Origin of the sequence: Stenotrophomonas sp. STK16_22, from assembly GCF_051984505.1 — a bacterium.
In the GTDB taxonomy this organism is placed as follows: Bacteria; Pseudomonadota; Gammaproteobacteria; order Xanthomonadales; family Xanthomonadaceae; genus Stenotrophomonas; species Stenotrophomonas maltophilia_A.
Genome location: NZ_CP196972.1, coordinates 3,245,175 through 3,263,834 on the forward strand (window position 1 = coordinate 3,245,175; position 18,660 = coordinate 3,263,834).

The window sequence follows — 18,660 nt, forward strand, 5'->3', positions numbered from 1 at the left end:
CGCCCTCTTGATTCAGGCAGTGCGATGGCAGGCTGGCCCGCCATCGCGACAGCGCATTACCAGTTCATGTTCAGCGAGACACCGACGGTACGCGGCTCGTTGTAGACCGCGGCCATGTAGTTCTCGATCACACCCTTGAGGTTCTTCTCGTTGGTGATGTTGCGCGCGAACAGCGCCACTTCGTAGGCACCGTAGTTACCCGAGTAGCCGATCTTCAGGCCACCCTCGAAGTCACCCTTGGAGTTGAACTCCTTGCTGTCGTACAGCACGAAGCTGGTGTAACCCTGCTTGTTCCAGTCGGTGGACACGAACATGGTGCCGGCGTCGCTCACCGGGAAGTCGTAGCGGGCCGCCAGGTTGACGTTGTACTTCGGCGCGTTCGGCAGCGGGTTGCCGTCGATCTGCGCGAAGGTGTTGGCACCGACCTTGATGGTCGGGTCGCCGACGGTGCAGACCACCTGGCCATTGAGGCCGCAGACCTGCGCGTACACGCGCTTGTCCTTGATCTCGCTGTGCAGCAGGCTCAGGCCGGCGCTCAGGGTCAGGTTCGGGATCGGACGCAGCTCCATGTCCGCTTCGAAACCGTAGGCCTTGGCCTTGTCGGCGTTGAACAGCACGCCGTTGCCGTCCGAATCGTTGCCGTTGAGCTGGATGTCGTTGACGGTGTAGGTGAACGCGGTGGCGTTCAGGCGCAGGCGGTTGTCCCACAGGCTGCTCTTCACGCCCGCTTCCCAGGACAGGATGGTCTCGGAATCAGCGGTGGTGAAGTCGGCATTGAACACCGCCGAACGGCCCTGGATGGTCGGGCCGCGGAAGCCGCGTGCGACCTTGGCGTAGACGCTCACGTCCGGCGTGATCTGATACATCGCGCTCAGATCCCAGCTCGGGGTGGTGTCGGACATCTTGACGTCGGTGCGGCCCTTGTAGGTGACCACGCCAGCGGCAGTGTCAGCCGTCTTCAGCAGGCGGGTGTGCTTCTCGTCCTTGGTCTGGCGCAGGCCGGCAGTGACGGTGAACTTGTCGGTGAAGGCGTAGCTGATCTGGCCGAACCCGGCCCACGAGGTGTTCTTGTTGCGCAGGCGCACCCAGTTGTTCGGGTTGCGGGCCGCGCCCTGCAGGAACCATGCACGCTGGTAGAAGTCGGTGGTGTCGCTGCCGTTGAAGTAGAACGCACCGGCCTGCCACTGCAGGGCGCTGTCGTCATGGCTGGCCAGGCGGAATTCCTGGGTCCACTGGTCCAGGTCACGGATGCGGCCCATCGACTGGCCGTAGCCGTTCGGCACGCCGTTGACCGGGAAGTTCACCGCGGCACCGCCGTCGGTGTCGCCACGGCTGTAACCGGAGGTGGTTTCGTAGGCGGTGATCGAAGTGAAGTCGATCGCGCCGAAGTCATAACGCGCCTTCACCGAACCGCCATAGGTCTTGTACGCCTGCGGGTTGTTGCCGGCTTCGTCGTAGGCGACCTTGTCGCGCGGCACGTCGGTCTTGTTCGAGCCCTTGGTCAGCGCACCGCGCAGGAACAGGGTTGAGGTGCCTTCGTAATCACGGGCGTGGGCCGAGGCCAGGATCGAGAACTGGTCGCTCGGGGTCAGCAGCAGCTGGGCGCGCACGTTGCGGTCATCGAAGCCGCCCATGGCGTTCTTCTTCGGGCTGACCGTGCCGTCGGCGCTCGGGCCCTTGTAGGTGTTGTCGACGTAATCGTCGCGGTGCTGGTACAGAGCCGACACACGGAACGAGGCGATGTCGTTGATCGGGCCACCGAAGCCGCCGTCGATCGACACGCTGTTGTAGGACGCGTAGCTGGCGCTGACGCGGCCGGTGTAGTCCTGGGTCGGCTTCAGGGTGTCGAACTTGATGATGCCGGCGGTGGTGTTGCGGCCGAACAGCGAGCCCTGCGGGCCGCGCAGCACTTCCACCTGGTCCACGTCATAGACCGGGTTGGACTTCAGCACCACGTGTTCCAGCACCACGTCGTCCTGGATGATCGACACCGGCTGCGAGGCACCGAGGTAGAAGTCGATGTTGCCCAGGCCACGGATGTAGAAGCGCGGGAAGATGCGGCCGGTGGTGGTTTCCGCATACAGGCTCGGCACACGACCGGACAGCGCCAGCAGGGTGTCGTCGCCGCCGGCGGTGAAGTCGCGCATGCGCTCGCCCTGCACCACGCCCACCGAGACCGGCACTTCCTGCAGGTTCTGCTCACGGTGTTCGGCGGTCACGGTGATCGTGTCCAGGCCGGTCGGGGTCGGCGCGCTGTCCTGTGCGGCGGCGCCGAAGCTGCCGACCAGGGCCAGGCCGGCACAGGCCAGGGCCAGCGGATGGCGGCGGAAGGAAACGAAGGAAGACGACATACCCGACAGGCGGCGGGAATCGGAATGGGAGGGCATGAAATGCTCTGAGGAGGCGTCCGTGCGGCCTGCGCGAGCCGGGCGGCAAAAAGGAGGATAACTGCGCAAGCCGCCATTATCCCCCAAATTGTTACGATTTCGTTGCGCAGCACCCAAACCCGGCGAAACAAGCGGTTTCGGCACAGTCACCGGGCATTCGGCACGCCCCGAAGGCTTGACTCAGGGCAGCGGGGTCAACGCCACATCGACCATCGCCAGCAGCCGCTCGCGGCTGATGCCGTCACGGGCCTGCACCGAAATGCCGTGCAGCACCGTGGCGAAGTGATCGCCCAGTGCCTGCACCGCCACATCGCCGGCCAGCTGCCCTTCGGCCTGCGCCTGCTGCAGCCGCGCAATGATCGCCGCCGTACGCTGGCGACGATGGCTGGCCAGCCAGTCCCGTACGCCCTCGCCATCGGGCGACACGCTGCTGGCCGAGGACACCACCAGGCAACCGTGTGGCCGCCCGCGCCGGGTGTAGGTCAGCACGGCGTCACGCAGCATGGACCCGATCGCCTCGCGCAGCGTGGCCTGCTCCAGCGCGCGCGGCGCGAAGCCGCCCTCGCCTTCCTCATACAGCGCAACGGCTTCGCGGAACAACTGCTCCTTGCTGCCGAACGCGGCATAGATGCGTGCAGAGGCGATGCCCAGTGCTTCCACCAGTGCCGACATCGACGTGCCTTCATAGCCGTGCTGCCAGAACAGCAGCATCGCCTTGCGCAACGCCTGGTCCCTGTCGAATTCGCGCGGTCGCCCTGCCATCTGCCTGCCTGCTCCAGTGAGGCGCGCAGTGTAACGCGGGTGTTGACCACCGCGAGGGTCGCGCCTATTCTTTGTTGATCGACAAACAATTGGAGCAACACATGCAGACCCTCAAGGGCCCCAGCCTGCACCTGGCGCAGTTCGCCGGCGACCAGGCCCCGTTCAACAGCCTCGCCAGCATTGCCGCGTGGGCCGCCGGCCACGGCTTCAAGGCCCTGCAGATTCCCGCGTGGGATGCACGCCTGTTCGACCTGGCCACGGCTGCCGACAGCCAGGACTACTGCGACGACCTCCGCGGCACCCTGGCCGAGCACGGCCTGCAGGTCAGCGAACTGACCACCCACATCCTCGGCCAGCTGGTGGCCGTGCATCCGGCCTACGACGAGCTCTGCGATGGCTTCGCCCCGGAAGCACTGCGCGGCAACCCGAAGGCCCGCAGCGAATGGGCGCAGCAGCAGCTGCACCTGGCCGCCCGTGCCTCGCGACGGCTGGGCCTGCAGGACATGGGCACCTTCTCCGGCTCGTTCGCCTGGCCGTATCTGTTCCCGTTCCCGCAGCGCCCGCCGGGCCTGATCGACGCGGCGTTCGACGAACTGGCACGACGCTGGCGGCCGATCCTCGATGCCTGCGAGGACAACGGCATCAACCTCTGCTACGAGATCCATCCCAGCGAAGACCTGCATGACGGCACCAGCTTCGAGCGCTTCTTCGAACGCGTCGACCAGCACCCGCGCTGCCGCATCCTGTTCGATCCCAGCCACTTCGTGCTGCAGCAGCTGGACTACCTGGAGTACCTGGACATCTACCACCCGCTGATCCGCATGTTCCACGTCAAGGATGCGGAGTTCCGCCCGAGCGGGCGCCAGGGCATCTATGGCGGGTATGCCGACTGGACCGAGCGCGCCGGCCGCTTCCGCTCGCTGGGCGACGGCCAGGTCGACTTCAAGTCGATCTTCTCCAAGCTGGCCCAGTACGACTACCAGGGCTGGGCAACGCTGGAATGGGAGTGCTGCCTGAAGGACCAGGAAGCCGGCGCGCGCGAAGGTGCCGCGTTCATCCGCAACCACATCATTCCGGTCACCGACAAGATCTTCGACGACTTTGCCGGTGCACCGATCAGCACCACACAGATGCAGCAGATGCTCGGCATCGCCTGAGCCCCAACGGAGCAACCCCCATGAACACCCTTTCTTCCGCTGGCACTGCCGGCGACGATGCCCTGCGCCATCACTACCTGCGTATCGACGGCCAGCGCGTGCATTGTGTTTCCGCCGGCCATGGCGAGCCGGTGCTGCTGATTCCCGGTTGGCCGCAGACCTGGTATGCCTGGCGCCACGTGCTGCATGCGCTGGCCGAAGCCGGTTTCGAAGCCATCGCGGTCGATCCACCGGGCATCGGCGAATCCGACCGCCCTGCCCACGGCTACGACACTGGGAGTGCCGCCGCCGTCCTGCACCAGACCATGCAGGCACTGGGCCACGATCGTTACCAGGTGGTCGGGCATGACATCGGCATGTGGATCGCCTATGCGCTGGCCAGCGATCAGCCGCAGGCCGTGCGCCAGCTGGCGGTCACCGAAGCGGTGATTCCCGGCCTGGCGCCGGAACCGGGCATCTTCGCCGCACCGGCTGACAACATCTTCCTCTGGCACTTCATGTTCAACCAGGTGGCCGACCTGCCGGAAGCATTGATTACGGGGCGCGAGCGCGCCTACCTGGAATTCATGTTCGACCGCTGGTCGTACCGGCGCGATGCGGTGGCCGCCGATACCTATATTGCCGCCTACAGCCGCCCTGGCGCACTGCGGGCCGGCTTCGCCTGGTACCGCGCGATTCCGGAGACGATCCGCCAGAACAAGCTGCGCGCGCAGCGCCGGCTGGCGATGCCGGTGCTGGCCATCGGCGCCGAACACGCCACCGCCGATGCGCCGATGCTGACCCTGCAACCGCATGCCGACAACGTGCGCGGCAGCATCGTGCCGGGCTGCGGCCACTTCATCATGGAAGAAGCGCCGCAGGCGTTCCTGGCGCAGCTTCTGCCGTTCCTGCAGGAGGCACGTCATGCGGCTTGAACCCGCGCTGCAGCAGTTCGTCGATGCCGTTGCGGCACATCCGCTGCCTGACGACCTGCGCGAGCTGCGTGCGATCAGCGAGAGTGCGCTGCCGCAGCTTCAGGGCGCGCCGCAGCCGGTTGCGCATGTGATCGAGCATGCGGTGATCGCACGCGACTGCCACGCGCTGGAAGTCCGCCTTTACACACCGGAAGGGCTGCCCGATGGACCGGCACCGGCGTTGTTGTTCGCGCATGGCGGCGGCTGGTTCCAGTGTTCACTGGCGGTCTATGACGGCCCCTGCCGCGCGCTGGCCAATGCCAGCGGCTGCGTGATTGTCGCCGTGGGCTACCGGCTGGCGCCGGAACACCCGTTCCCGATTCCACTGCATGACGTCGCCGACGCCTGGCGGTGGTTGCAGGACAACGCCGAGCGCCTCGGCCTGGACCCACGGCGGCTGGCAATCGGTGGCGACAGCGCCGGCGGCAACCTCGCCGCCGCCGGCTGCCTGCTGCTGCGCGAACAGGGCCTGCCGCAACCGTGCCACCAGTTGTTGCTGTACCCGGCGCTGGATGCCGGCATGGGCAGCGGTTCCTACCGCGACTACGCCACAGGCTATTACCTCAGCGCCGAACTGATGCAGCGCTGCTGGCAGGCCTATCTGGGTGATCTGGCCCAACCGTCGGCGCTGGCCTCGCCCGCCCACGCAACCGACCTGCAGGGGCTGGCGCCAGCCTCCGTGCTCAGCTGCGAGCACGACCCGCTGCGCGACGAGGCCGAGCAGTACGCGCACCGCGTGCAGGCTGCGGGTGTCGACTGCACGCTGGAGCGGCTGCCGGGGATGATCCACGCCTGCATCCACCTGCAGGGCGTGGCCGCTTCCACCGGCATGGCGATACAGCGCGCGGGCGATCTGCTGCGCCAGGCGCTGGCCTGAACCGGCTGGGGGACGGCGCTTGGCAAGCCCGGCAGGCAGCGCTACACTGAAAGCCTGCCGTGGGGCCATAGCTCAGCTGGGAGAGCGCGTCGTTCGCAATGACGAGGTCAGGAGTTCGATCCTCCTTGGCTCCACCACTATTCAGAAGAACCCGTAGATCTCCGTGATCTGCGGGTTTTTTCTTTTCAGCACCCCCGGCTCAGGCCGGCTCCTCGCCGCCGTCCTTGCGCTGCGGGCTGCGCGAGTGCGTATCGCGCACCTGTTGATCGCGCTGCCCCGGCCGCTGCTTGGCCACGTCGTCCTGCTTCCTGTCCTGGCGGCTTTCCTGGATGCCCTGCTTCGGGTCCTGATCCTTGCCTCGCTCGTTCATTGAAATCTCCCTCGCCGGCGGAACGCCAACGTTGCCCATCACGCTAGAGGTTGCCGGGTAAGCCACAGGTCAGTCCTGTGCCAACGTCATGTGCAGGCACTGGCTTGCCGCTGCGGCCCCCGTGCAGCCAGAATCCGAGGCACCACGCCCACCGGTATGCCATGCCCTCTTCTGTCCAGCACGCAGCACACGCCGTGCCGATGCGCCTCGATGCGACCGACGGCAGCATCCAGCTCGGCAATCTGCCGGCCTTGATCTGCCCCACGCTCTCACTGGATGAAGCGCGCATCGCCTTTACCGCCTTGGCAAGTGGGGAGCGTGATGTCGGCACCGGCTATCACTGGCTCAGCCTGCACCGGCTCAGCCTGGGCGGTGCGCCCGCTGGCATCAGCCTGTGCTTCCACGGGCAACAGCTCGACATGGTGACGATGGGCGTCGATCTACCCGGTGCAACACTGGAAGACGGCTGGCCAACCCAGGCAGCGATCGATGCCGAAGTCGCGTTCATGCGCCGCACCTTGGCCACGGCATTGGGGCGAAAACTGACCGGCGGCTGCGCCCGGTTCAACTGGGGCGAAGCCTGGGCCCGTTTCGATCCGAAAGGCTTCATGGCCAGCAGCGGCATTCGCTACTCACCACGCACGTGACCGCGCTCAGGTACGGGTGATCGACACCCCACCCTCCACGCGCATCGCGGTGCCCGTAACGAAACTGCTCTCATCGCTGGCCAGGAATAGCGCCGCATTGGCGATCTCCTCCGGCTCGGCGAGGCGCTTGAGTGCGTGCAGCGAGCGCACGAAGTCGCGGGCATCGCCGGTCGGTGCGGCCTGCCGGCCCATCTCCGTATCGGTGCCACCGGGCAGCAGTACGTTGCTGCGCACGCCGCGCGCACCGTATTCGGCAGCGATCACCTGGCTCAGGCCGATCAGCCCGGCCTTGCTTGACGCATAGGCCGCCATGCCCGGGAATCCCACGGTGTGGCCGACGAAGGTACCGACGAACACCAGCGAGCCGCCGCCGCGCGCCAGCAGTGCCGGCAGCTGCGCGCGTGCCGCATGGAAGGCGGCGTCGAGATTGGTGGCCATCACCTCGCGCCAGGCATCCACCGGAAACTCCGCCGCCGGCACGCCCGGGCCGAGCATGCCGGCATTGTTGAGCGCGATGTCCAGGCCGCCGAATGACTGCTGGGCCAGATCGACCAGCGCCTGCGCCGTGCCCGGGTTGGCCACGTCGGCGGCATGCACCACGGCTTCGCCACCGGCAGCGCGAATCTGCTCGGCCAGCGCCTGCAGCGGCTCCGGCCGCCGTGCGTTGAGCACCAGCTTTGCTCCTTCGGCGGCGAAGCGCAGCGCGCTGGCGCGGCCGATACCGGCGCTGGCACCGGTGATGAGAGCGATCTTGTTGTTCAGGCGCATGGTCGTGGTACCGGTTGTGAAGTGGCCACCACGATGCCGTGCCTTCGGCCCGCCAACACTCCGTTTCCGGGCCTCACAGGTGAGTGCAGGAAACGGAGTTTCCGCAGCACCGGCACGTGCCAGAATCCGGCCATGGACAGTACCGCCACCACCGCCCTCGATGACCGCATCGAACGGGTCTGCCGCCACCTGCAGACCAGCCTCGACGAACCCTCGCTGCAGGAACTGGCCGATATTGCTGGCTGCAGCCCGACGCGCCTGCATCGCCTGTTCAAGCAGTCCACCGGGCTGACCCCCAAGCAGTACGCCGCCGCGCTCCGCGCCGACCGCCTGCGCACCGGGCTGGAACAACAGGAACGCATCACCGACGCCTTCCACGATGCTGGCTTCGGTTCCAGTGGACGCTTCTACGAGAACGCACCGAAGTTGCTGGGCATGACGCCCAAGCAATGGCGCGCAGGGGGGCGCGGCGAAGTCATCCACTTCGCGCTTGCCGAAAGCTCACTGGGCAGCGTGCTGGTGGCCAGCAGCGGGACCGGCGTGGTCGCGATCCTGCTCGGCGACGATCCGGAGACCCTGCTGCAGTCGTTGCAGCAACGCTTCCGCCAAGCCGAACTGGTCGGCGCCGACCAGGGCTACGAGCAACTGGTGGCACAGGTCGTAGGCCTGGTCGAGGATCCTTCGCGAGGCGCCACGTTGCCGCTGGATATCCGTGGCACCGCGTTCCAGCAACGGGTGTGGCAGGCACTGCAGCAGATTCCGCGCGGGCAGACTGCCTCGTATGCGGATATCGCCGCGCGTATCGGCGCGCCGCGCTCAAGCCGTGCCGTCGCACGCGCATGCGCAAGCAATCCGTTGGCGGTGGCCGTGCCCTGCCACCGCGTGGTGCGCCGCGATGGCGACCTGTCCGGCTATGCCTGGGGCGTAGCGCGCAAGCGCGAACTGCTGCGCCGGGAAAAGGCAGCCAACGGCTGATGCAACCCGGTAGCTGCCGACCTTGGTCGGCACACCGCGCGGTAGCGCCGGGCCATGCCCGGCGAATCCCAGCGAACGCTCAATCCAGCTTCACCACCAGTTTGCCGAAGTTGCGCCCCTGCAACAGCCCGAAGAACGCCTCCGGTGCATTCTCCAGCCCTTCCACCACATCCTCGCGGTACTGGATGCGGCCGTCGCGCAGCCACTGCGGCATCTCGCGTTCGAACTCCGGCCACAGGTGGTTGAAGTCGTGCACGATGAAACCACGCACGGTCAGGCGCTGGCGCAGGATCTGGCTGAACAGTGCGGGCAACCGGTCCGGGCCGGGCTGCTCGACGCCCCGCTCGTTGTAGGTGGCGATGGTGCCGCACACCGGAATGCGGGCGAAGTCGTTGAGCAGCGGCAGCACTGCATCCAGCACGTGCCCGCCTACGTTCTCGAAATACACGTCGATACCCCTGGGCACCGCCGCACGCAGCTGCGCGGCGAAATCAGCGGCGCGATGATCCAGCGCCACGTCCACGCCCAGCGTCTGCAGATAGGCACGCTTGGCTTCGCCGCCGGCGATGGCGACCACGCGCGCGCCCTGCAGCTTGGCCAGCTGGGCCACGGTCGCGCCCACCGGCCCGGTCGCGGCAGCCACGACCAGCGTCTCGCCCGGCTTCAAACGGGCGATTTCATGCAGGCTGGAATAGGCGGTGAAGCCGGGCATGCCATACACGCCCAGCGCGGTATTCAGCGGCAGTCCGGCCGGGTCCAGGCGGCGCCCCAGTGCCCTGGCCGGCAGCACCGCGTGGGTCTGCCAGCCACCCGGCGCCAGCACCAGCTCACCTGCGGCTACGCCCTCGGCGTTGGACTGCAGCACCTCGGCCACGGTCTGCCCTTCCATCACCGCGCCCACCGCCACCGGCGCGGCATACGAGGGGCCCTCGTCCATGCGCCCACGCATGTACGGGTCCAGCGACAGGTAGCGGTTGCGCAGCAGCACCTCGCCCGGCCCGGGCGCCGGCAGCGTGGCCTGCTCCAGACGGAAATTGCCGGCGGTCGGTGCGCCCTGTGGACGCGAGGCGAGCACGATGCGGGAGGTGGTCGAGGAATCGGACATGGCCAGGTCTCTGCTGTTGCCAGCATCAGGAGAAAGGAGTGCCGACACTACGCCGCAGCGATCCCCGATGGTGGCCACGAAAACAGCGTTCCATTGCCCGGACCGGCGCGGGTCCGGCACGGCCCTTGCCCTTGCAGCATTGGCGCTTGCGGCGACCTGCTGATTTCCATCGCAGACGATTATCGACTGGCCACGCCCCGCCCCAGAACGGAGGATCAAGCACTTGCGAGCGCGCAGACGGCAATGTGAAGAAATCTTGGCAAAACGCTTGCCGAAGGCAGCCGACCTCCGTAATATACGCGTCCTTGGCAGCGACCTCGCTGCAACGAAAAATGTGGCCGAGTAGCTCAGTTGGTAGAGCAGGGGATTGAAAATCCCCGTGTCGGCGGTTCGATTCCGTCTTCGGCCACCACTTTCGAAGGCCTGCAGAAATGCGGGTCTTTTTTTTCCGAAAACCGGGTTTGATCACGGTTGCCACACAATTTGGCCGAGTAGCTCAGTTGGTAGAGCAGGGGATTGAAAATCCCCGTGTCGGCGGTTCGATTCCGTCTTCGGCCACCATCTTCAGAGACCTGCAGAAATGCAGGTCTTTTTTTTGCGCGACCGTGCCTGCCGTCTCTGTAGTACCGTCCTTGGTTCACTGCATGGAGCACTGATGACATGGATGACACCCCTTCCCTGTCCCAACTACAGCAATCGCTGCGACGCCTGCAATGGCTGGTTGCCGGGCTGTCCGTATTGTTGCTTGGCTTGGCCGCAGTCACGGCCTGGCTGCTTTCGCAGCGCAATGCCCCATTACACGTCGATCATTTGAGCACGCGGCAGCTGCAGGTACTCGACGAGCACGGCGTGGTAAGGGTGGAGATTGGCCAGGACAGCGTAGAAGAAGGGCGACGAAGCCGCGCTGCCGGCATCCTGATTTTCGACGCTTCCGGCGCCGAGCGAGGCGGCCTGAGCACGTTCGAGGACAACAGCGTCGCTCTTGCTCTGGACGCCCCGAAGGGACAGGGCGAGGACCGGTGGCGGGACCGGGCCGGACTCCGTGTGGACGCCGACGGCTCCGCGCAACTGCTGCTGACCGACAATCTGACCCGCGGCGCAGTACGCCTGCATTCCAAGGGAACTGGCGGCGGAGGGCTGGACACCTTCAAATGGGATATGGGCAGCGGCACGTTGCATACGCGGACACTTACCTTTGACGGCGACGAGCGCAGTCAACGCCCGTTCGAGCAGTAGCCCCAACCGACGACGGCAATGGTGCCGGCGCATGGAACCTTTACACGCGCCCGTGGCCGCTCGCCTAAGCTCAGGACTCCTGCCTGGAGCCTGCCGATGCCTCTGCGCCCCACCCTGCTTGCCTGCCTGCTGCTGGCCGCCTCCCCGGTGATCGCCGCCGAACCGGTGCGCGCAGTCGACACGCTGGACATCGACCGCTACGCAGGCCAGTGGCACGAGATCGCGCATCTTCCGGTGTCGTTCCAGAAGCAGTGCGTCGGCGAGATCACCGCCAACTACGGGCTGCGCCGCGATGGCCGCATCAGTGTCACCAATGCCTGCCGCAACGGCGACGGAGAACGCGTGGTTGCTGAAGGCGTTGCACGCCCGGTTGCCGGCCATCCCGGCCAGTTGCAGGTGCGCTTCGTGCCGGACTGGCTGAGCTGGGTGCCGCTGGTCTGGGCCGACTACTGGGTCCTGGCACTGGACCCGGACTATCAGTGGGCATTGGTCGGTGAGCCGGACCGTAAGTACCTGTGGATCCTCTCGCGCCTGCCGGAAATGGATCGCACCCGGTTCGAACAGTTGAAAGAGAAAGCCGAGACGATGGGCTACGACCTCGGCCCACTGCGCCTGATGGCTCCGATTCGCGATACGCCCGCCGACTGAACCGCGTCGTATCCGGCGCACCACGCGCGCGCCATCCGGCGCCGCGCACGCCCGACCGCCATCTTCACGCGCTACCCTCTGCGACGGGTCGCCACAGGCGATCCAAACGACCATACGCCGTAGTATGCTTATCCAACGCACCCCTCCAGAGGACCTGCGCCCATGCTCCACCGCTTCCGTATCGCCTTGATCGTCCTGTGCACCCTCGCCCTTGTTGCCTGCAACAACGGCATCGTCAAGCGTGTTTCGGAACCGGCAGCCAGCCTGCAGCAGCTGACCGTGCGCGCCGACGGCAACTGGACCGTGGCCCTGCGCCTGCAGAACTACAGCTCCATGCCCATGACCTTCGATGACGTCGCGCTGGCGCTGACCGTCGGCGACAGCGACGCCGGCACCCTGCAGGCCAAGCCGGGCATTTCTATCGGCGGCACCTCGGCCGACGTCATCCAGGTCGATCTGGTGCCCAGCTCGGCCGCACGCCTGGTGGTGGCCGATGCGCTGGCCAGCAACCGCACCCTGGCCTATGGCCTGAAGGGAACGGTGGCAGCAACGCCGCAGGAAAAGAAGCAGCGCAGCTTCGACATCAGCAGCCGCAGCACCCTCAACCAGGCCCCGGGCCTGCCGGGCGTGCTGCGCTGACTCCCGCTTTCCGCCGCGGCGCCCGGCGCCGCCCCCCCTGTCCCTGATCAAATCGAGACGTACCGATGAGCAGCTACACCGCCCCGCTTTCCGACCTCCGTTTCGCCCTGCACGATGTGCTCAAGGTCGAACCCCTGTTCGCCCGCCTGGGCTTCACCGACGCCACCGCCGACGTGGTCGATGCCGTGCTGGAAGAAGCCGGCCGCTTCAGCGCCACCGTGCTGGCCCCGCTCAACAGCGTCGGCGACGAGATCGGCTGCGTGCTCGACCAGGCCACCGGTGAAGTGACCACCCCGCCCGGCTTCAAGCAGGCCTACGACCAGTTCGTCGATGGCGGCTGGACCGGCCTGACCGCGTCGCCGGAGCTGGGCGGCCAGGGCCTGCCGCACACCCTGGGCGTGCCGCTCAACGAGATGATCAACGCCGCCAACCTGGCGTGGGGCAACTTCCCGCTGCTCTCGCACGGCGCCATCGAAGCGCTGAAGCAGCACGGCGAGGCCTGGCAGCACGAGGCCTTCCTGAAGCCGCTGATCGAGGGCCGTTGGACCGGCACCATGTGCCTGACCGAGCCGCACTGCGGCACCGACCTGGGCCTGCTCAAGACCAAGGCCGAGCCGAATGCCGATGGCAGCTACTCGATCACCGGCACCAAGATCTTCATCACTGCCGGCGAGCACGACCTGACCGGCAACATCGTCCACCTGGTACTGGCCAAGCTGCCCGACGCCCCTCCGGGTGCCAAGGGCATCTCGCTGTTCGTCACCCCGAAGTTCAAGGTCGACCGCGAAGGCAACGTCGGCGAGCGCAACGCACTGCGCTGCGGCTCGATCGAGCACAAGATGGGCATCAAGGGGTCGGTCACCTGCGTGATGAACTTCGATGGTGCGCAGGGCTACCTGGTCGGCCAGCCGCACAAGGGCCTGCAGGCCATGTTCACCATGATGAACACCGCGCGCCTGGGCGTCGGCCTGCAGGGCATCGGCCTGTCCGAGCGCGCCTACCAGAACGCACTGAAGTACAGCCGTGAGCGCCTGCAGTCGCGCGCCCTGAGCGGCGCCAAGTTCCCGGACAAGCCGGCCGACCCGATCCTGGTCCATCCGGATGTGCGCCGCATGCTGCTGACGGTGAAGTCGCTAGTCGAAGGCAGCCGCCTGCTGGCCCTGCACGCCGCCACCCTGATCGACGTCGCCCACCACGCCGACGATGCCGCCGAGCGCGAGCGCGCCGACACCCTGGTGAGCTTCCTGACCCCGATCTCCAAGGCCTGCCAGACCGAATGGGGCATCGAGAACACCTACAACGCCCTGCAGTGCTTCGGTGGCCACGGCTACATCCGCGAACACGGCATGGAGCAGCTGGCCCGCGATGCGCGCATCACCACGCTGTATGAAGGCACCACCGGCATCCAGGCGCTGGACCTGATCGGCCGCAAGACCGCGTCCAGCCAGGGCGCCGGCCTGAAGCTGATGCTGGCCGAGATCGAGGCGTTCGCCAAGGCCAACGAGGGCAACCAAGCGCTGGCCGAGTTCATCGGCCCGCTGCGCGCCAAGGCCGCCGAATGGGGCAAGCTGACCATGGATGTGCTGCAGCGTTCGGCTTCCAATCCGGACGAACTCGGCGCGGCCAGCTACGACTACCTGTTCTATTCGGGTTACGTGGTGCTGGCTTACTGGTGGGCCCGCAGCGTGGCCGCCGCCGATGCCAGCGCGCACGGCGCCGCTTTCGCTCAGGGCAAGCGCGAGACCGCACGGTTCTACTTCGCCCGCGTGCTGCCGCGCACCCTCGCCCACGCCGCCGCGATCCAGGCCGGCGCCGCCCCGCTGATGGCGATGGACGACGAGCGCTTCGGCGCCTGAGCCGGGCGGCGCCCGGCACCCGCGGTAGTGCCGGCCGCTGGCCGGCAACCGCAACAGCAACAGCAACGGCAAGAGCTGGCTTCCTGCGGGGTGGCGAGGTGGGTCCAATTGCGGGGGACGCTGCAAGTACGTCCATGTAAGCTCGGTCGCCGCATCCATGCGGCTCACGCCCCCGCAACCGGACCCACCCCGCCCTCGACAGATTTCTGCTGCTGGTAGGTGTCGACCTTGGTCGACACCGTAGATCCACGCCATGCGTGGATGGAAACCACCGAAATCCATCTGGAGAAAAGCCCCCTTTTGTTAAAGGGGGCGCGCCGACAGGCGCGGGGATTAGGAAGAATGCGCGGGCAACCCAGCGCGCCAACGGCGGGCTGGGTTGCTAAAGGGGGCGCACCGACAGGTGCGGGGGATAGGAGGAATGCGTGGACCTGAATCATTGCGATTTGGGCATCGCCCTCGGGGCGATACACAAATCGTCAACATTCAGGTATAAGCTGTTCTCCCGATGGAGACAGACACTACACGCTTGGGTCTGATCGAAGCCGGAGCTCCGTTTTCTGCTCCGGGCGCCGAAGCATCGCCCAACGCCACGACGCTGCATCGCCCCGGTTCGGTCCGGCTGCTCTCGCTTGATGCCCACGGACGCGTACTGGACTGGATCACCTGGCAGGATGCGGCGTGCCTCTACGCCCGCGAAGCCGTCGCCTGGACACTCGGCGATCCCTGCCTGCACATCCACGGCGGTACCAACCGCTTCAGCGGACTGCAGAGCGGCATGGACCTGCACCCGATCATCGCCGCCCGCGGCCACGCCCGCTCCCGCGCGATCGACCCCACGCCGAACCTGACCAACCCGGCCCTGTTCGCCCGCGACGCACACCTGTGCATGTACTGCGGCCAGCAGTTCAACCGCCCCACGCTCACCCGCGACCACGTCATGCCGCTGTCCAAGGGTGGCCTGGACTGCTGGGAAAACGTGGTCACCGCCTGCTTCCACTGCAACTCGCGCAAGAGCGACCGCACCCCCCAGCAGGCCGGAATGCCGTTGCTGGCGGTGCCTTACCGGCCCAGCTGGATCGAGCACCTGATCCTGTCCAACCGCAACATCCTGGCCGACCAGATGGCCTTCCTGAAGGCGCAATTGCCCAAGCGGTCAAAACTGAGCACCTGAATCGCTGAAAATGCAACCCTCACCGTCCTGTCACGGGCGGCGGCGTTTGCTTGCCCCACCCCCGTTTGAGGGCGAAAATGGGCGTTCAGAACAAGTGCGAACATGATGATCGACTCTGCCCGCTATCCCCGCCTCGCGCGCATCCAGACACCGGATGACCTGCGCACGTTCGACGAATCCGAATTGAGGGCGGTCGCCGACGAACTGCGCGCCTACCTCATCGAGTCGGTGGGCAAGAGCGGCGGCCACTTCGCCGCCGGCCTGGGCGTGATCGAACTCACCGTGGCCCTGCACTACCTGTACCAGACTCCGCAGGACCAGCTGGTCTGGGACGTCGGTCACCAGACCTACCCGCACAAGATCCTGACCGGTCGCCGCGACGAGATCCACACCGTCAAGCAGAAGGACGGCGTCGCGCCGTTCCCGAAGCGCGAAGAGAGCGAGTACGACACCTTCGGCGTCGGCCACTCCTCGACCTCGATCTCGGCCGCACTCGGCATGGCCATCGCCCGCCAGTCCGAAGGCGACAACCGCCAGGTCGTTGCAGTGATCGGTGATGGCGCAATGACCGCCGGCATGGCGTTCGAAGCGCTGATGCACGCCGGTGGCATGGAGCCCGAGCCGAACCTGCTGGTGATCCTCAACGACAACAACATGTCGATCTCCGAGGCGGTCGGCGGCCTGACCAAGATGCTCGGCCGTGCCACCGGCAGCCGCACGCTCAATGCGCTGCGCGAAGGCGGCAAGAAGATCCTCGGCGACAAGAAGAACAATCCGGCGCGCTTCGTGAAGCGCTGGGAAGAACACTGGAAGGGCATGTTCGTGCCGTCCACGATGTTCGAGGAAATGGGCTTCCACTACACCGGCCCGATCGACGGCCACGACATGCCCGCCCTGCTGTCCACGCTGAAGACGCTGCGCGCCTCCAAGGGCCCGAAGCTGCTGCACGTGATGACCACCAAGGGCAAGGGCTACGAGCCGGCCGAAGGCGACCAGATCGGTTACCACGCCGTCGGCCCGTTCGATCCGGACAAGGGCCTGGTGGCCAAGGCCGGTGCCAAGAAGCCGACCTACACCGATGTGTTCAGCGACTGGCTGTGCGATGCCGCCGCTGCCGAGCCACGCCTGTACGGCATCACCCCGGCGATGCGCGAAGGCTCCGGCCTGGTGCGTTTCAGCAAGGAATACCCGCAGCGCTATTTCGACGTGGCAATTGCCGAACAGCACGCGGTCACCCTCGCCGCCGGCATGGCCACCCAGGGTGGCAAGCCGGTGGTGGCGATCTACTCGACCTTCCTGCAGCGTGCGTACGACCAGCTGGTGCATGACGTGGCCATCCAGGACCTGGACGTGCTGTTCGCGATCGACCGCGCCGGCGTGGTCGGTCCGGACGGCGCCACCCATGCCGGCAACCTCGACCTGAGCTTCCTGCGCTGCGTGCCGAACCTGGTGGTGATGGCTCCGTCCAATGAAGCCGAGTGCCGGCAGATGCTCAGCACTGGCCTGCAGCATCCGGGCCCGGCTGCCGTGCGCTATCCGCGCGGCACCGGCACCGGCGTTGCCGCCGGTACCGACCTGTCGACCCTGCCGATCGGCAAGGGCGAGCTGCGCCTGCAGGGCAGCCGCGTCGCGCTGCTCGCCTTCGGCAGCACCGTGGCCGCCGCTGAGCAGGTCGGCCGCGAACTGGGCCTGAGCGTGGTCAACATGCGCTTCATCAAGCCGCTGGACCGCGAGCTGGTGCTGGCCGTGGCCGCCCAGCACGAGGGCCTGGTCACAATCGAAGACAATGTGGTGGCCGGCGGCGCCGGCTCCGGCGTCGGCGAACTGCTCAACGCCGAAGGCGTATTGCGCCCGATCCTGCACCTGGGCCTGCCCGACAGTTACCAGCACCACGCAAGCCGTGAGGACCTGCTGGCCGAAGCCGGTATCGATGCGGCGGGCATCCGCGCGGCGGTGCTCAAGCGCTGGCCGCAGCTGGCTGCCGGGACCCCGCCGCTCAGCGCGGCAGGCTGAGGCCGGTCACCACCAGTAGATCCACGCATGGCGTGGATCTACTGCGGAACAGGGGTCGATCCACGCCATGCGTGGAGACAGATGCAAAGTAGATCCACGCCGTGCGTGGCTAGCGGGCTCCGGAACGATGATCTGGCCGGAAACCCCAACCCTCAGCCGTAGCTGACCGCTTCCACGAACGCACCGCTGGCCTCCACCCGCACAGCAGCGCGCTGCCCGGTGTCGACGAAGTGGAGGCGTGCAAGGGTTTCAGCGAAATCGTAGGCCCGGGCACCATCGCGGAACTCGATCGGTTCCGGCCGGTCCGGGTGCAGCACGCGCCATTGGCGTTGCTCGCATTGCAGGCGGATCAACATGCAGCTCACTCCTTGAGGCAGCGTATCGACGGTGGCGGGACGGGCGTGCCGGTTTCGGCAGACTTCATCGCGACGGATCAGGGGCACGCAGGGTGCCCTGATCACAGAAGATACGACGTTCAAAATGTGAGCTGTATCAGATTATTCTGATTTTCGATGGGCGAGCTCAATTCACCTGGAACTGCGCCCGGCAGCCGTCGCTGACCCAGATGCCACGACGGTTCCAGCCCCAGGTCTGGCCCTCGATGCAGGCGCTGCGTGAATCCTGACGCACCAGGCGCACACCACGACGGATGCGGGCATCACAGTACTCCTGGCGGTGGCCGTTGGAATGGCAGGTGATCACCTCACCCCCGCCCCAGCCATTGCCACCGTTGCCCCAGCCGTTGCCATGGCCACCACCCCAGCCACCGCCACGGCGGTACTCGCCAACGAACTCGGCACGGCAGCCCTGGGTGACCCACACACCGTAGCGCGATTGCCCCCAGGTCTCGCCTTCCACGCACGGCGAACCGGACAACTGGCGGATCATCCGGGCACGGCCTTCCAGACGGCATTCATTGCTGCGGTTCTTGATCGATTCGCAGCGGACGATGCCGCCGCCATCACGACCGCCATAGCGATCATCGTCATAACCGTAGCCATAGCTCTGCGCCTGCGCGCCGCCTGCGGCCGCCAGCATCGGCAGCAGCGTGCAGGCCAGGGTGCGCCAGGTGAGTGCCTTGCCCATCGGAATC

General features: G+C 66.6%; 18 protein-coding genes and 3 tRNA genes. 14 read left to right on the forward strand and 7 right to left on the reverse strand.

Annotation, left to right across the window (positions count from 1 at the left end; translation table 11 throughout):
* Positions 1 to 56: 56 nt before the first annotated feature.
* The gene (locus tag ACSYAO_RS15185; RefSeq protein WP_032130294.1) at positions 57 to 2,387 is read right to left on the reverse strand and encodes a TonB-dependent receptor; all 2,331 of its coding nucleotides are present in this window, start codon (positions 2,385 to 2,387) and stop codon (positions 57 to 59) included.
* Between the two features lie 180 nt (positions 2,388 to 2,567).
* Complete coding sequence (locus ACSYAO_RS15190) at positions 2,568 to 3,149, reverse strand: TetR/AcrR family transcriptional regulator (protein WP_049461862.1); 582 nt, start codon at positions 3,147 to 3,149, stop codon at positions 2,568 to 2,570.
* A gap of 101 nt (positions 3,150 to 3,250) precedes the next feature.
* Between ACSYAO_RS15190 and ACSYAO_RS15195 the strand changes: the two genes are divergently transcribed.
* The 4 genes from ACSYAO_RS15195 to ACSYAO_RS15210 all read left to right on the forward strand — a co-directional run bounded on the left by ACSYAO_RS15195 (position 3,251) and on the right by ACSYAO_RS15210 (position 6,273).
* Positions 3,251 to 4,306: a sugar phosphate isomerase/epimerase family protein gene (locus ACSYAO_RS15195; RefSeq protein WP_134951933.1), complete on the forward strand. Its 1,056-nt coding sequence runs from the start codon at positions 3,251 to 3,253 to the stop codon at positions 4,304 to 4,306.
* A 20-nt stretch (positions 4,307 to 4,326) separates the two neighbouring features.
* Positions 4,327 to 5,220: an alpha/beta fold hydrolase gene (locus ACSYAO_RS15200; protein ID WP_134951934.1), complete on the forward strand. Its 894-nt coding sequence runs from the start codon at positions 4,327 to 4,329 to the stop codon at positions 5,218 to 5,220.
* Complete coding sequence (locus tag ACSYAO_RS15205) at positions 5,210 to 6,136, forward strand: alpha/beta hydrolase (RefSeq protein ID WP_149909446.1); 927 nt, start codon at positions 5,210 to 5,212, stop codon at positions 6,134 to 6,136. Before ACSYAO_RS15200 ends, ACSYAO_RS15205 begins: the two co-directional genes overlap by 11 nt.
* 61 nt (positions 6,137 to 6,197) lie before the next feature.
* Positions 6,198 to 6,273 (forward strand) — tRNA-Ala (locus tag ACSYAO_RS15210).
* Between the two features lie 62 nt (positions 6,274 to 6,335).
* Here the strand turns inward: ACSYAO_RS15210 and ACSYAO_RS15215 are convergent.
* Positions 6,336 to 6,506 (reverse strand): hypothetical protein, encoded by a 171-nt coding sequence (locus tag ACSYAO_RS15215; RefSeq protein ID WP_165929940.1) that lies wholly within the window; start codon positions 6,504 to 6,506, stop codon positions 6,336 to 6,338.
* 161 nt (positions 6,507 to 6,667) lie between these two features.
* Here ACSYAO_RS15215 and ACSYAO_RS15220 point away from each other — a divergent pair, with 161 nt between their 5' ends.
* Entirely contained in the window at positions 6,668 to 7,153 is a 486-nt protein-coding gene (locus tag ACSYAO_RS15220) for a hypothetical protein (protein WP_134951937.1), read from the forward strand.
* A gap of 6 nt (positions 7,154 to 7,159) precedes the next feature.
* Here the strand turns inward: ACSYAO_RS15220 and ACSYAO_RS15225 are convergent, their stop codons facing one another.
* Positions 7,160 to 7,921 (reverse strand): SDR family oxidoreductase, encoded by a 762-nt coding sequence (locus ACSYAO_RS15225; RefSeq protein ID WP_032130300.1) that lies wholly within the window; start codon positions 7,919 to 7,921, stop codon positions 7,160 to 7,162.
* 132 nt (positions 7,922 to 8,053) lie between these two features.
* On the opposite strand from ACSYAO_RS15225, the gene ACSYAO_RS15230 reads away from it, so the two are divergent.
* Positions 8,054 to 8,896 carry a bifunctional transcriptional activator/DNA repair enzyme AdaA gene (locus tag ACSYAO_RS15230; RefSeq protein ID WP_134951936.1) on the forward strand — a complete coding sequence of 281 codons (843 nt, stop codon included), beginning with the start codon at positions 8,054 to 8,056 and terminating at the stop codon, positions 8,894 to 8,896.
* A gap of 79 nt (positions 8,897 to 8,975) precedes the next feature.
* Here ACSYAO_RS15230 and ACSYAO_RS15235 read toward each other — a convergent pair whose 3' ends face one another.
* The gene (locus ACSYAO_RS15235; protein ID WP_149909447.1) at positions 8,976 to 10,001 is read right to left on the reverse strand and encodes an NADP-dependent oxidoreductase; all 1,026 of its coding nucleotides are present in this window, start codon (positions 9,999 to 10,001) and stop codon (positions 8,976 to 8,978) included.
* 336 nt (positions 10,002 to 10,337) lie between these two features.
* On the opposite strand from ACSYAO_RS15235, the gene ACSYAO_RS15240 reads away from it, so the two are divergent.
* From ACSYAO_RS15240 to dxs, 8 genes are all read left to right on the forward strand, one after another.
* Positions 10,338 to 10,413: transfer RNA gene (locus tag ACSYAO_RS15240), tRNA-Phe, on the forward strand.
* 73 nt (positions 10,414 to 10,486) lie between these two features.
* Positions 10,487 to 10,562: transfer RNA gene (locus tag ACSYAO_RS15245), tRNA-Phe, on the forward strand.
* 99 nt (positions 10,563 to 10,661) lie between these two features.
* Positions 10,662 to 11,237, forward strand: coding sequence for a hypothetical protein (locus ACSYAO_RS15250; protein WP_134952088.1), 576 nt, complete (start codon positions 10,662 to 10,664; stop codon positions 11,235 to 11,237).
* Between the two features lie 96 nt (positions 11,238 to 11,333).
* Entirely contained in the window at positions 11,334 to 11,885 is a 552-nt protein-coding gene (locus ACSYAO_RS15255; protein ID WP_049401708.1) for a lipocalin family protein, read from the forward strand.
* Between the two features lie 162 nt (positions 11,886 to 12,047).
* Positions 12,048 to 12,524, forward strand: coding sequence for an LEA type 2 family protein (locus ACSYAO_RS15260; protein ID WP_049401709.1), 477 nt, complete (start codon positions 12,048 to 12,050; stop codon positions 12,522 to 12,524).
* A 65-nt stretch (positions 12,525 to 12,589) separates the two neighbouring features.
* A complete protein-coding gene (locus tag ACSYAO_RS15265) occupies positions 12,590 to 14,380 on the forward strand; it encodes an acyl-CoA dehydrogenase C-terminal domain-containing protein (RefSeq protein ID WP_149909448.1) in 1,791 nt (596 codons plus the stop codon).
* A gap of 508 nt (positions 14,381 to 14,888) precedes the next feature.
* Positions 14,889 to 15,554 (forward strand): HNH endonuclease, encoded by a 666-nt coding sequence (locus tag ACSYAO_RS15270; protein ID WP_019336875.1) that lies wholly within the window; start codon positions 14,889 to 14,891, stop codon positions 15,552 to 15,554.
* Between the two features lie 105 nt (positions 15,555 to 15,659).
* A complete protein-coding gene (gene dxs / locus ACSYAO_RS15275; protein ID WP_049462121.1) occupies positions 15,660 to 17,567 on the forward strand; it encodes a 1-deoxy-D-xylulose-5-phosphate synthase in 1,908 nt (635 codons plus the stop codon).
* 152 nt (positions 17,568 to 17,719) lie between these two features.
* Here the strand turns inward: dxs and ACSYAO_RS15280 are convergent, their stop codons facing one another.
* Together ACSYAO_RS15280 and ACSYAO_RS15285 are read right to left on the reverse strand one after the other, a co-directional pair.
* On the reverse strand, positions 17,720 to 17,923 hold the full coding sequence (locus ACSYAO_RS15280; RefSeq protein WP_005417823.1) for a hypothetical protein: 204 nt from the start codon (positions 17,921 to 17,923) through the stop codon (positions 17,720 to 17,722).
* Between the two features lie 166 nt (positions 17,924 to 18,089).
* Complete coding sequence (locus ACSYAO_RS15285; protein WP_049401711.1) at positions 18,090 to 18,653, reverse strand: DUF3011 domain-containing protein; 564 nt, start codon at positions 18,651 to 18,653, stop codon at positions 18,090 to 18,092.
* Between the last annotated feature and the right edge of the window lie 7 nt (positions 18,654 to 18,660).